Here is a 12,802-nt window from a genome sequence, read left to right as displayed (position 1 = left end):
CTCATAACGTTATGGCAAAACAACCAAGTTCCAAGCATTTGCCACTTTATCGCCTGTGATATCGCCCGGTTTCTTATCGTTTATCCATGTATACAATGGTTTGCCTTGGTAAGCCCATTGATAGGTACCATCTTGGCGAGAGACAACGCTAAATGGAGCACTGGCTACATCACCTTGTTGTGCCGCTAATGGTGGCCACTTAATCGCGCAATCACCATTACATGATGATAGTCCATCACTGTCTTTAGTGAAGGTGTAGAGCGACATCTTCGCTTTATTGGTTAAAACCTTACCGTTATTGGTGCTATATACATTGACGGGTATGTTGTCTGCTCGAGCAATTGACCAAATATTTTTAACGCCTGCACCGGTAATATCACCGGGTTTTTGATCTTTACTCCACAAATAGAGAGGTTGGTGGTTCATTGCCCACTGCATTTTTCCATCTTTACGTTGGATTTTATTTAAACCGGGCAGGGATGACGTTTCATCGTTTACTAATAATGGTGGCCAGAGTTTGGCGCAATCATCATAGCAAACGGATTGATCAGGTTTATCATTATCAAAGTAATAGAGCGTCATACCTTGGTTATTGGTATAAACCTGACCTAGTGTGGTTTGCTGAGTTGAAATATCGGAGGCTGTTGCTGAAAAGGCAAACAGGCTTAACAGAGTGGCTGCGATGCGAATGTTCATTATTATTTCCTTGTTGTATGGGTATCAATAAGAGAGACGACAAGGAAATGAATTTGGATGCAGGGAATTGAAAATATTTTTTAGGGCATTTTTTGATAGAAAAAGACCTGATAATGTTGATTATCAGGTCGAAAAAGCGCAATGAAACGATGCGAAAAATCTTACAAGAAGGCTTTATACGGTAGTTCTGGTTCATTTTTAAAGATATCTTGGAAGCCTCTGAAATGCTGATAATGCATGCGTCCTTTATCGGTTGGGTAAGTATATTTGCCGCCAACTTGCCAGAAGAATGGGGCAAATTTATATTGTAAGCGCTCTTTTTTCATGTTCCACAAGACTTCAATTTCACGAGGATCATTTTGGAAGTTAGCCCAAATGTCATGATGGAATGGAATCACGGTGGTGCAGTCTAAAGATTCTGCGGCGCGTAAGATATCGGAAGAGGTCATTTTATCGGTGACTCCGCGAGGATTTTCACCGAATGACAATAATGCCACATCGATATTATAGCGATTGCCATGTGCGGCATAATAGTTTGAATAGTGGGAATCTCCAGAGTGATAAACAGAACCGCCTGTGGTTTCAATCAAGTAGTTCACCGCGCGCTCATCCATACCATCTAAAATCTCTTTATCATAAGACGAAACGCCTTTTGGTAGCGTCACGAGTGCAGTTCGGTCAAAAGAATCCAGAACACGGATTTTCATATCGCCCACTTCAATGACATCACCCACTTTGGCCACAATGCAGCGATCTTCCGGTACGCCCCAACCAGTCCATAGGTTTACACAGGCTTGTGGACCAATAAATTTCACATGGTCACCACAGTTTTGTAGAACAGCAGCTGCCACGTTAACATCAATGTGATCAGCATGGTCATGGGAGGCTAAAATCGCATCGACATTCTTGATAGCAAAGGGATCCAATGGGAAAATTGAGGTGCGCAAATTAGGCTGTAATGCTTCAACTCCCCCCATTCTCATCATTTGGTGTTGCTGATTCATTAATGGATTTTTCTGGGTTTTTTTACCTGTACCACACCAAAAATCGATAGAAATATTAGTGTTACCTTCGCTTTTCAACCAAATACCAGTACATCCGAGCCACCACATTGAGAATGTGTTTGGTTCTACAACGGTTTTTTCGATCTCTTCATTGAGCCAAGTTCCCCATTCTGGAAACGTGCTTAAAATCCAAGATTCACGGGTAATTTCATTTACTTTACTCATAGCAACACCTTTCCTATCCAGAATTTCAAATGTAAGGGATTAGCGCCTTATTTATAGAAATAAGGCGAAATACAGAATAAATTTGTTAATTCATTGAATTAGATAATTAAATCTAATTATACGAGAATGACGTGAGTGCCTTGTGCTTCGATGGCTTGGATAATTTTAGGGTCGGCGTTTTTACCTGTGATCAGATAGTCAATTTTATTGGTGGGGCAAAATAACATACCTGTTCGGTTTCCCACTTTAGAGCTATCCACGACGACAACTAATTTATCTATGCGATCTAACATTTGTTGTTCAGCGACCGCAGTCAGCATATCTGTTTTGTATAGCCCAGTTTCCGTGAGCCCTTTTCCTGACGTAAACATCCAGTTTCCGGCATACCCCATTAATGTACTAAGCGCTGGGTTCAAGAAAATACCTTGTGTGCGATTATATTGCCCACCAATGAGCACCACATCTTCATGTTCTTCTTCAATTAAATAACTGGCTAGCGGGAAATAGTTAGTCACTATTTGTACACCTTTGCCACACAGTTGTTGCCCAAGAAGAAAGGCGGTTGAACCACAGTTGACGACAACGCTATCTCCCGGCTGACAAAGCTCAGCAGCTTTGACGGCAATCTGTGATTTTTCTTCATAATGGTCAGTGCTATTCAATGGTGACCATTTATTTCTTTTTTCTTCAATGCGCTCTGCGCCATTACGTATTTTTTTTAGTTTTCCTTGCTCATCGAGTTTTGCGATATCTCGACGTGCTGTTGCTGGGGAAATATTAAAATGGTCAGTAATAAAAGATACGTTAATGATTTGATTTTTTTTCAGTAAAGACAAAATTTCATAATGTCTTTGTGTCTCATTCATGTCTAGCGCCTTATTTCTGTATAATCATTTTCAGTATTTAGCGATGACAAGTTATGATTCAAAATGATTTGATTTGATTCTATATGATCATTATGAAAATTGTCAACTAGCTAAACTTAAAAATTACCCATGCTAAATAAAATAAATAACTTATTGTAAAATATCGTTTTTACTATATTTGTTGTGATCAGCACAACAAAAGTATGGTTTTTTACTGGTCAAAAAGTAGCAATTAAAATAATCATAAGTGAGCATTTGGTGATTACTTGTGATTCCTGTGTGCATTTTAGTGATTAAATTGATGAGCAGTTTGATTATAGCGTGAGAATGCTTGTATGGGATCAGGGTAATGTATTTTTAAATTAGATAATAATTCAAACTAAATTTGGTTTAGGGGTAAAAATATGGATTTTCTGTACAACTCATTCTATATTTTTTACAGCCAAGTGATGACGAAAGCCCCTTTATTACTGGGATTGGTGACATTAATTGGCTACTGGCTTCTAAAAAGAGATGGAACAACCATCCTGAAAGGAACGATCAAAACAATTGTCGGCTTTATGTTAGTGCAGGTTGGAGCCGATACTCTCGTTTCCAGCTTTAAACCAGTCATTGCAAAAATGTCTGAATATCATCATCTTACCGGTTCAGTTATTGACCCCTATACCTCAATGATGGCCACCATGGAAACCATGGGGGATAATTATTCGTGGGTGGGTTACACCGTTCTTATCGCCCTGGCGATCAATATATTATTGGTTCTCTTTCGACGTATTACGGGGATCCGAACCATCATGTTGACTGGGCATATTATGTTCCAGCAAGCGGGGTTAATCGCTGTATTCTATTTCGTGCTGGGTACCAGCATGTGGGAAACCATTATCTATTCCGCGGTATTGATGGCGTTATATTGGGGTATTTCATCCAATATTATGTTTAAACCTACAGAGGCGGTTACTGGTGGAGCTGGATTTTCTATCGGTCACCAGCAGCAATTCGCTTCATGGGTTGCTACCAAAGTGGCGCATAAACTCGGTGATAAAAATGACAGTGTTGATAACTTAAAATTACCGAAGTGGCTACACATTTTTCATGACAGTATTGCTGCCACTGCCATCGTAATGACCGTATTTTTCGGTATTATTTTGCTCTCTTTTGGTCTGACTAATTTGCAAGAAATGGCAGGAAAGACACATTGGAGTATCTACATTCTGGAAACGGGTTTGAAATTCGCCGTGGCAATTCAAATCATTGTGACGGGGGTGCGGATGTTTGTGGCTGAGTTATCTGAAGCATTTAAAGGGATTTCTGAACGGGTTATTCCTAATGCTGTTTTAGCCATTGACTGTGCCGCTATCTATGCCTTTTCGCCAAACGCCATGGTATTCGGCTTTATGTGGGGGGCATTAGGGCAATTTGCTGCGGTGCTGACCATGTTGGCATTTAGCTCCCCGATCATGATTATTCCTGGCTTTATTCCTATGTTCTTCTCCAACGCCACTATTGGCGTGTTTGCCAACCATTTTGGTGGTTGGAAAGCGGTCATGAAAATCTGTTTTGTCATGGGAATTATTGAGGTGTTTGGGTCTGCATGGGCAATTTCATTGTTTAGTCGACAAGGAACGGATTTTAGTGGTTGGATGGGAATGGCTGATTGGGCATTAGTTTTCCCGCCTGTGATGCAAGGACTCTCATTCTCCAAATACTTCTTCTTTGTCATAATTGGTTTATCTTTTGTCTATATGTATTTCGCATCAAAAAGATTACGTGCCGAAGAAGATGCACAAGCTGCCATGGAAGTTATATCTTCGACGCAATCTGACGCTACCGTCGACACCACCTCTGTTACTCAAGATACTCCACAAGTAAACACTATCAGACCCGTCAGTATTCTTGCCGTATGTGGCAATGGGCAAGGCTCATCGATGATGATGAAGATGAAAATTGCTAAATATCTTGAAGGTAAAGGGATCCCGCATGTTATGGATTCATGTGCTGTTTCTGATTACAAATCAAAACTCGCTAATACAGACATTATAGTGTCATCAAAACACCTTTCTTCTGAAATGGATGCGGGAGAAGGTAAATTCGTACTGGGTGTACAGAACATGCTCAATCCCCATTCATTCGGTGATGAGTTACTGGCAATTATTCATAATAACTTTAGCGGTTCTAAATAAAATTAATAACTAAATTAGTCATAGATATCATTCAGTTTGATATCTATGAACCAAGGAGAACAATGCCATGGGTTTTAAACAATCACTGATAGATAATAATTCTATACAGCTACAAGCTTCAGCGGATAACTGGCAGGATGCGATTAAAATTGGTACGGATATGTTGATTGCGTCTGGAGCGATTTTATCAGATTACCATGATGAAATTATTCGTAGTGTGAAAGAGTTGGGTCCTTATATTTGTATTGCCCCTAATTTAGCGTTACCTCATGCTCGCCCTGAAAATGGGGTATTAAAAACGGCATTTGCCCTTGTCACACTGAAAAATCCTATTTTCTTTGATGGGGAGGATGAGCCCGTCGATGTGTTGATTACGTTAGCGGGAAGCTCGTCAGATGAACATATGGAAGGGCTAATGGAAGTCACTCAAGTTCTTGATGATGAAGAGAGTGAAACCGGTATCGATCTCGATAAAATTCGTCGCTGCATGAGTGCTGAAGATGTTTATCAGGTTATTGATGCTGCATTAGCGTAAGTGCCCATTCGGTATCGCCATTTTATAAATAAAAAATTAGGATAATCAGATGACTCAGCCTCTTATTCAAATCGCGTTAGACCAAACTAATCTTAGTGATGCAATTCATGTTGCTAATAATGTGGAATCTTTTGTCGATATCATCGAAATTGGTACTATTTTAGCGTTTGCAGAAGGAATGAAAGCCGTCTCAACACTGCGTAAGAATCATCCATCGCATATCATTGTCTGCGATATGAAAACCACGGATGGCGGCGCAATTTTATCGCGTATGGCATTTGAGGCTGGAGCTGATTGGATTACAGTTTCTGCCGCTGCACACATTGCGACCATTGAAGCATGCAAAAAAATTGCCGACGAATTTGATAGAGAAATTCAAATTGAACTGTATGGTAATTGGACGCTAGATGATGCTAAAAAATGGGTAGATTTAGGGATAAAACAAGCTATTTATCACCGCTCTAGAGATGCAGAACTGGCTGGTATTGGCTGGGCTTCTGATGATTTGACTAAAATGCGCCAGCTTTCAGATTTAGGACTCGAACTGTCTATCACCGGGGGCATCGTTCCAGAAGATATTCATTTATTTGAAGGTATTAAAGCGAAGGCATTTATCGCAGGGCGAGCATTGGTTGGTGAGAAAGGTAAATCAACGGCGGAGGCACTGCGTACTCAAATAGCACGTTTCTGGAAATAAGAATCATCGAGAAATCCCCTCTGTTATCGAGAGGGGATCATCGGTTTACTCTCTAGAGCCGTTTACTTGGTAATAGCATCACGGCAATGCCGCCAATAATCGTAACCGCAGAAAATGCCGCAAAGTTCCAGCTGCTGGCAACACCTAAACTCGCAATATAAGCACCAAACATCGGCCCTGACATAGCACCAATACGAGAAATACTCATCGTCCAACCCGTCGCTGATGCTCTAACACTTGATGGATAGAAATGGGCGACATAGCCAGTTAAAATTAGCGGCGCGGAGATGCATCCGATGCCAGCAATACCCACCAGCAGATAGTTCATATAGATACTTTGCTTGAAGACCATCAAACCGATGCCAAGTGCACCGAGCATGAAGAAAAAGGCAACCGTACCTCTGGCTCCACATCTATCAGCAACTTTTCCGAGGAATAATCCGCCTAATGCCGACGATAAACTAAATACCACTAAGAAGGTTAAACTCGAGCCGAGATCGTAGCCTTCTTTGCGCATGATTGACGGCAACCACGTATTTAAACCATAAACAATGAATCCACCACAAAATAGTGCAACCCAAAAGCAGCAGGTTGCACGGAGATAGTCTTTTGAAAAAATGATGGCGACGACTTCTTTTAAACTCCGTGATGATTGCTTTTCATTTTTTATGGGTTCTTGATAAGCCACTTCGAGTTTTTCAGCGAGCTTTTTCGCTTTATCGTGTTGTCCTCGGTTATTGAGATATTCAATGGATTCAGGAAGTAATCGAGCCATTGGCCAGATAAGTAATAAAGGCAATGACCCCACAATCATCACGCCCCGCCAACCAAATTGGCTTAGTATGGCAATGGCGACTAATGCTGCACATAGAATACCGAGTGAGTAACCTGAGTACATAATGGCATAGTTAAATGAACGTTTTTCAGTTGGTGAATATTCAATGGTTAGTGCGGCGGCAACGGGAATGACACCGCCTAGCCCAATCCCTCCAATAAAACGCATCAGACCAAAAAACCAAGGTGTTGGCGCTAAAGCGGTTGCTAGCATGGTGGTCGAAAATAGCGTGACACAAATTAACAACATGCGTCGTCGACCGTATAACTCACTTAATGTACCGATAATAAATGCGCCAAAAAACATACCGACTAAGGTATAGCTACTGAGTGCGCCTAATTCTATTGGTGTTAAATTCCACTCTTTATATTCAGATAGCGTTGGTAAAACTGCCCCCATGACACCGACGTCATAACCTTCAAATAGGATGCTTAACCAGCAAACTAACATCACTTTAAAGGTAGTACGCTTGGAGGATACAGATGTAATTTCAGATGTTTGTATTGTCATAAATCACTCTCTAATCGTAATTCGACTGATATTTTTAATGGCAAGTACTTATATTTTTTTAAATCTGAAAATCTATTTTTTAAAATCTGGGAAGCCGCAAATACACTTTACTTTTTTAGGTTAAATCACAATAGAAATGTTAATGAAATGTACAATAAATGCATTTAATGGATATTCTTTGCAGCTTTTGTTTCGGGTTATTTCATTAATTAAATTTAAGAGTTGATGTCTTATTAATTTAATTTATAAAATAGAAATAATTTCCTTAATTAATTTAGATTAGTAATTAAAATATGGATAAAATAATCAATGCATTGATAATATTGATTTATTTTTAACTGTAACGTAAGGTGATATTTATTAAAAATAAAGCAGTTGGTATTTTGTTAATATATAAATAATTATTTTAATAGTGCGAATTAATCAGGTGAATATCATGATTTATCATTCGATATGGTTAATTTAATATTTGTTTGACATAAAATTAACATATACATAATATTCGATGAGTTTAGTTTTTGAATGATGCAATGCAGACCATGCGAAAATAAAATCGGAGAATAATTATGATCAAGCCATACGGTGTTGTGGGTTTAGTTCCGACCACTTGGGGAATAAAAACGCGTAGCGATATTATGAAAAATATCGACCATCTTGAGGAACTATCCCATGGCGCGTTATGGTTATCGTCGCTGGATCTTCCTGTTCGATTATTAGTTCTCCCTGAAGGGGCTTTACAAGGTTTTAATGATGAAGCGCTAGATTTACCTATTGCAGAATTCTTAAATGATGGCGCTATTGATATTCCGGGGCCTGAAACTGACCGATTAGGGGAGCTGGCCAAATCACAGAATGTGTTCATCATGGCTCAGGCAAAAACCCGTGACCCAGACTGGCCGGGTATTATGTTTAACGTTGGTTTCGTTATTGATCCAAAGGGAAACATCATTCTTAAGCATCACAAAATGTCATCGTTATTACCTTGTGAACGCTCCGCTTCTCCCCATGATCTCTACGATGAATGGATAAAAAAATATGGGCGCTCATTACAATCTTTTTGGCCTGTCGTTGACACTGAAATTGGTCGTTTAGGGATCATGATGGCGATGGAAGGCAACTTCCCCGAAAATGGGCGCGGTCTAGCATTGAATGGAGCGGAAGTTGTCTATCGAGCTTCTCTACCGACACCCTTCACTGAAAATGATCTATTTGAAATTTCTAACCGTGCCCGAGCATTGGAGAATAACTTCTACGTGGTCGCACCTAACATCGGTTCAATGTACATGTTCCCAACCACGCAAGCGCCAATTGATTGCGGTGGTGGGCGTTCATTGATTGTGGATTACAAGGGTAAAATTGTTGGTAAACAAGAAGATACCAACGGCTCAACCTATGTGTATGGGGTGATTGATATTGAAGCCATGCGTTATCACCGCTCTAATGCCTCGGTGAGTAACTGGTTGAAAGATATTCGTACCGAATGTGCTCAGCTAATTTATGAAAACCCAATCTACCCGAAAAATACCTATTTACATGAGCCGCAAGGAAATCATAAACACTATCGCGAAACCATTTTGAATAAACAAATCGAGAAAATGATCGAAAGAAACGTATTTGTACCGAGTGTTTACGATAAAAAATAGCTGACAAATTCTATCTATTTTCACATAAAAAAATCCGATAACGTTTATCACGAAATCGGATTTTTTATTGAGTGGAAATATCGCTATTTATTGAGAACTGCGATCGCTTCTTGTTTTAATTCTTCAGCAATATTTCGCACAAAAGCGAGTTGGTTTATGGCGTCATTCATCTCTTTTTCTAGTCGGGCATCAAGCCCTTCAGTTGGCATTGGGGTTTCACTTGCACCGCGGTATGGGATCCACGGGTTATCGCCTTCATCATCAAAACGAAATGCAGGAGCGTAATAATCCACTTCTTCCTCTAACCCAAAAGAGACCACTTGCGGCTTTTCGTCACCTAAACAAATCAGTTTTTTCAACAATGTTTTGAATGGGACTTCACCTTCACCAGACAGGCTGGCTTTATGACCAAAACCTTTGCCTTCAGGAACACGAACCGCATCTTTCATATGAACCTGAGTAATATTATCTTTCATTTTATCGAAAGCATCTAATGGCAGTTCATTGGCGTTGAACATGTTGCCAAAATCAAACAGTAGGGAAAAGTTAGGAAAATCCGCTTCTTCAACTAACTGATTTAGCTCATGACTTTTCAAGTCTTCATGTTGTTCGATGACAAATTTTAAACCGGTATGTTCGTGAGTATCTTTGATGTATTGGATATCTCCTTTGACCTTTTGAAGTACGTCTTGCAGGTTGCCTTCATAGCGAGGGTAAAAGCGAATAGAACTTGCCCCGGTTTTCAACGCAATATGTACCGCTTCATCAATAGCGCTAGCTGCGGATGAGCTAGTTTCAATTTTAAGGTCGAGATTATACTCTTTGGCTTTTTGTCCAAATGCCTCTAATTGCTCGTCACTCATAGTTTTCAGTGCTTGAGTTTCGCCATCTTCAACATGGATTTTAGCGCCAGTTAAATAAAGCTTTTTCGCTATCTCTAATAAATCATCGGGTAAAATTCGCTCTTTTCTCATGTTTAAATGGAATGCATAAGCATGAAGATACAGCGGCATTGAATCAATTCGTTCAATAATTTTTTGGGCTTCAATATTAGTCATTTTTTTCACCTGTGATTTCAAGTCTATTCATTCGCTGTGGCAGTGTCAGCTTCGCGTTGTTTGATGCGTTTAGTTAAGATTTTAGCTGTCACAAAACCGAGTAAACTGAACATGATCATCATGCTAAAAACAAAGTTATAACCGGTAATTCCTGGGTAGTTATCTAAGAAAGAACCATAGATAGCGTAGGCGAACATGGCCGGCATATAGCCAAGAATACAAGCGAATGCCATTGCCGATCCGGCATATTCACGTTTAGTTCCAATTTCTTCCATTGGTGCGAAGAAGATAGCGCGTTGGCAGAAAATAATCGCCCCGAATCCTAAGGTTGCCGCCATGCCTAAATAAACGTTCATTGTTTCATGGGGCAGTAGCATAAACAGACCCATTGCAACCGCGGATAATAAACAGGTGAACTGTAAGAATTTAGTCGGTGATTTAAAAACTTTATCGGATAAGAATCCACCAATTGGACCACCAACCATCTTCAGTGCATATTGGTTAATAATTCCGTAAGCCCCAATCAACGCAATTGGTAGCGCATAGATATCTTTCAAGAATGGAATGAAGTAAGTCAATCCACAGTATGATGCATAGATAAAGAAGATAGTCATCGAGGCTAACCACAAGTTAGGACATTTGATGACACTTTTTATCCCTTCAATAACTTGTTTGTTAGCTTCTGAGGCGTTTTCAACCACTTTTTTATCATCATCGGTTACGATGAAATAGGTGATGACACCGATAAGTACCGTCACGATGGTGTAGAACATTAATCCCGCTTGCATGCCGGCTTTACCTTCACCAAACAGGACGAAAACATAGAGTGCACCGGAAGCAATAATGACGTCGACAACGCCACGACCTGCCTCTAGGAAACCAAACAGACGCCCTTGCTCTTTTTTATCACCCAGCAAACGGACGGCTTTAAGTAGTACAGGCCAGTAAATCACATCTGCAAATAATGCCATGATGGCAAACGCAATCAGATAACCTGTAAATGGAGGAAGAGTGGATAAGTATGCCCCACAGAGTCCAACACCAATTAAGCCCACGGGTAGAAGGATTTTTTTCGAAAATCTATCCGCAATATATAACGATGAAAATAGACCAATGGTTTGGACAATGGTGTAAACAGTAAAACCAAAACCAATTTGGGCATTAGTTAGTCCCCAATCTTGCTGCATAGGAACATAGAAAACATCTTTCATGCTGGATAACTTGAAAATGGTTCCAGCACCAAGAATGAGAAAACTAAGTCTTATCCACTTATTCATACATCCGCCTTGTTATTATTGTTTTACAACGACAGCCTCAACTTCAATCAACACATCTTTTGGTAGACGAGAAACTTCCACACATGAACGAGCTGGGTAGATGCCTTCAGAGAAATAAGACTGGTAGATCCCATTAAATGTCACAAAGTTATTCATATCGCTGATAAAGCAGGTGGTTTTCACAATGTCATTCATTGTCAATCCAGCGGCTTCAACGATAGCCTGCAAATTTTTCATCACTTGATGTGTTTGCTCAGTAATATCCGTTCCAACAATCGAGCCATCTTCATGGTGAAAAGGGCAGCAGCCAGAAATATAGACCGTGTTGCCAACTTGTCTTGCTTGAGAATAAGGGCCGATAGCTTTTGGGGCATTGGTGGTTGAGATGATCATTTTTCACTCCTTTAATGACACGACTTGATGATCAGCATTTAACCACATGGAAAAATCCAACACCGTGATAGGCGTCTAATATTTGATTAAGTAAAAAAATAGTTTACTCAGTGAGGTGTTTTGGTTTTTAGGATTGAAATAGTTGACTTAATTATCTAAGATTAATAAAATTTTTGGCAGCAGGCTAACAAATATGGAAACGAGTATAAATCATGTATTTACGGAGCAAGATCGTAAACTTTTACAGTCTTATGTTCCGATGATTGAGTGCCTTGGTGAGTTTTTGGGGCCATATTGCGAAGTTGTTCTACATAGTTTTGAAGATTTACACAGCTCAGTCATTCACATAGCGAATGGACATTTAACCGGAAGAACCCTAGGGGCACCGGTAACAAACATTGCATTGGAAAAATTGGCAGGCTTTAAAAAAAATCATTCGTCGTGGGATGTCTATTTTAATACTAAAAGTATTCGACCTTTCCGTTCCTCCTCAACATTGATTGTTAACTTAGAAAATCAACCCATTGGTATGGTGTGCATGAACTGGGCCTTGGATATGCCAATGAATGCGATGGTTGATTTAATGAGCAGTAGCCAGAATTCAAAGAATGAAAATTTTTCTCAGGATATTAACAAATTAATTATGGACCACCTTGAACCGATCAAAAATACGGTTTATTCCAATAAAAATATCCCAAGCAAAAATAAGAACTATGAAATCATTAAGGAGCTGCATGACTGTGGAATGTTTGAATTCCCTGCGGCACATAAAATAGTTTCTGTTGAGTTAGGCATCAGTTCGGCGACGATCTATAAACATATCCGCAAGATAAACGCTCAAGAGTAGAGATGATGAATAAGAGGCATATGGGCGTATATGCCT

The 12,802-nt window shown here is 39.8% G+C and carries 12 protein-coding genes; 5 read left to right on the top strand and 7 right to left on the bottom strand.

Annotated elements, in window-relative coordinates; all coding sequences use genetic code 11:
* Positions 1-9: 9 nt before the first annotated feature.
* From EL244_RS00145 to ulaR, 3 genes are all read right to left on the bottom strand, one after another.
* A complete protein-coding gene (locus EL244_RS00145) occupies positions 10-696 on the bottom strand; it encodes a hypothetical protein (RefSeq protein ID WP_126457872.1) in 687 nt (228 codons plus the stop codon).
* Positions 697-857: 161 nt separating this feature from the next.
* Positions 858-1,925: an L-ascorbate 6-phosphate lactonase gene (gene ulaG / locus EL244_RS00140; protein WP_006816124.1), complete on the bottom strand. Its 1,068-nt coding sequence runs from the start codon at positions 1,923-1,925 to the stop codon at positions 858-860.
* A gap of 116 nt (positions 1,926-2,041) precedes the next feature.
* On the bottom strand, positions 2,042-2,791 hold the full coding sequence (gene ulaR / locus EL244_RS00135; protein WP_006816125.1) for an HTH-type transcriptional regulator UlaR: 750 nt from the start codon (positions 2,789-2,791) through the stop codon (positions 2,042-2,044).
* Positions 2,792-3,195: 404 nt separating this feature from the next.
* Between ulaR and EL244_RS00130 the strand changes: the two genes are divergently transcribed.
* The 3 genes from EL244_RS00130 to EL244_RS00120 all read left to right on the top strand — a co-directional run bounded on the left by EL244_RS00130 (position 3,196) and on the right by EL244_RS00120 (position 6,203).
* The gene (locus tag EL244_RS00130; RefSeq protein WP_126457870.1) at positions 3,196-4,971 is read left to right on the top strand and encodes a PTS ascorbate-specific subunit IIBC; all 1,776 of its coding nucleotides are present in this window, start codon (positions 3,196-3,198) and stop codon (positions 4,969-4,971) included.
* A gap of 67 nt (positions 4,972-5,038) precedes the next feature.
* On the top strand, positions 5,039-5,506 hold the full coding sequence (locus tag EL244_RS00125; protein WP_006816127.1) for a PTS sugar transporter subunit IIA: 468 nt from the start codon (positions 5,039-5,041) through the stop codon (positions 5,504-5,506).
* Between the two features lie 49 nt (positions 5,507-5,555).
* The gene (locus tag EL244_RS00120) at positions 5,556-6,203 is read left to right on the top strand and encodes a 3-keto-L-gulonate-6-phosphate decarboxylase UlaD (protein ID WP_006816128.1); all 648 of its coding nucleotides are present in this window, start codon (positions 5,556-5,558) and stop codon (positions 6,201-6,203) included.
* Positions 6,204-6,255: 52 nt separating this feature from the next.
* Here the strand turns inward: EL244_RS00120 and EL244_RS00115 are convergent, their stop codons facing one another.
* Entirely contained in the window at positions 6,256-7,548 is a 1,293-nt protein-coding gene (locus EL244_RS00115) for an MFS transporter (protein WP_126457867.1), read from the bottom strand.
* Between the two features lie 566 nt (positions 7,549-8,114).
* On the opposite strand from EL244_RS00115, the gene EL244_RS00110 reads away from it, so the two are divergent.
* On the top strand, positions 8,115-9,191 hold the full coding sequence (locus EL244_RS00110) for a nitrilase-related carbon-nitrogen hydrolase (RefSeq protein ID WP_112835800.1): 1,077 nt from the start codon (positions 8,115-8,117) through the stop codon (positions 9,189-9,191).
* An 83-nt stretch (positions 9,192-9,274) separates the two neighbouring features.
* On the opposite strand, the gene EL244_RS00105 is transcribed toward EL244_RS00110, so the two are convergent.
* From EL244_RS00105 to EL244_RS00095, 3 genes are read right to left on the bottom strand one after another with little or no spacing between them, the layout of a single operon-like run.
* Positions 9,275-10,249 carry a sugar phosphate isomerase/epimerase family protein gene (locus tag EL244_RS00105; RefSeq protein WP_112835799.1) on the bottom strand — a complete coding sequence of 325 codons (975 nt, stop codon included), beginning with the start codon at positions 10,247-10,249 and terminating at the stop codon, positions 9,275-9,277.
* Between the two features lie 23 nt (positions 10,250-10,272).
* Complete coding sequence (locus EL244_RS00100) at positions 10,273-11,526, bottom strand: MFS transporter (RefSeq protein WP_006816132.1); 1,254 nt, start codon at positions 11,524-11,526, stop codon at positions 10,273-10,275.
* A 15-nt stretch (positions 11,527-11,541) separates the two neighbouring features.
* On the bottom strand, positions 11,542-11,919 hold the full coding sequence (locus tag EL244_RS00095; RefSeq protein ID WP_006816133.1) for a RidA family protein: 378 nt from the start codon (positions 11,917-11,919) through the stop codon (positions 11,542-11,544).
* A 193-nt stretch (positions 11,920-12,112) separates the two neighbouring features.
* On the opposite strand from EL244_RS00095, the gene EL244_RS00090 reads away from it, so the two are divergent.
* On the top strand, positions 12,113-12,766 hold the full coding sequence (locus tag EL244_RS00090) for a helix-turn-helix transcriptional regulator (protein ID WP_006816134.1): 654 nt from the start codon (positions 12,113-12,115) through the stop codon (positions 12,764-12,766).
* Positions 12,767-12,802: the final 36 nt, after the last annotated feature.

The organism is Providencia rustigianii, from assembly GCF_900637755.1.
In the GTDB taxonomy this organism is placed as follows: domain Bacteria; phylum Pseudomonadota; class Gammaproteobacteria; order Enterobacterales; family Enterobacteriaceae; genus Providencia; species Providencia rustigianii.
This window is presented reverse-complemented; position numbering and strand designations above follow the sequence as displayed.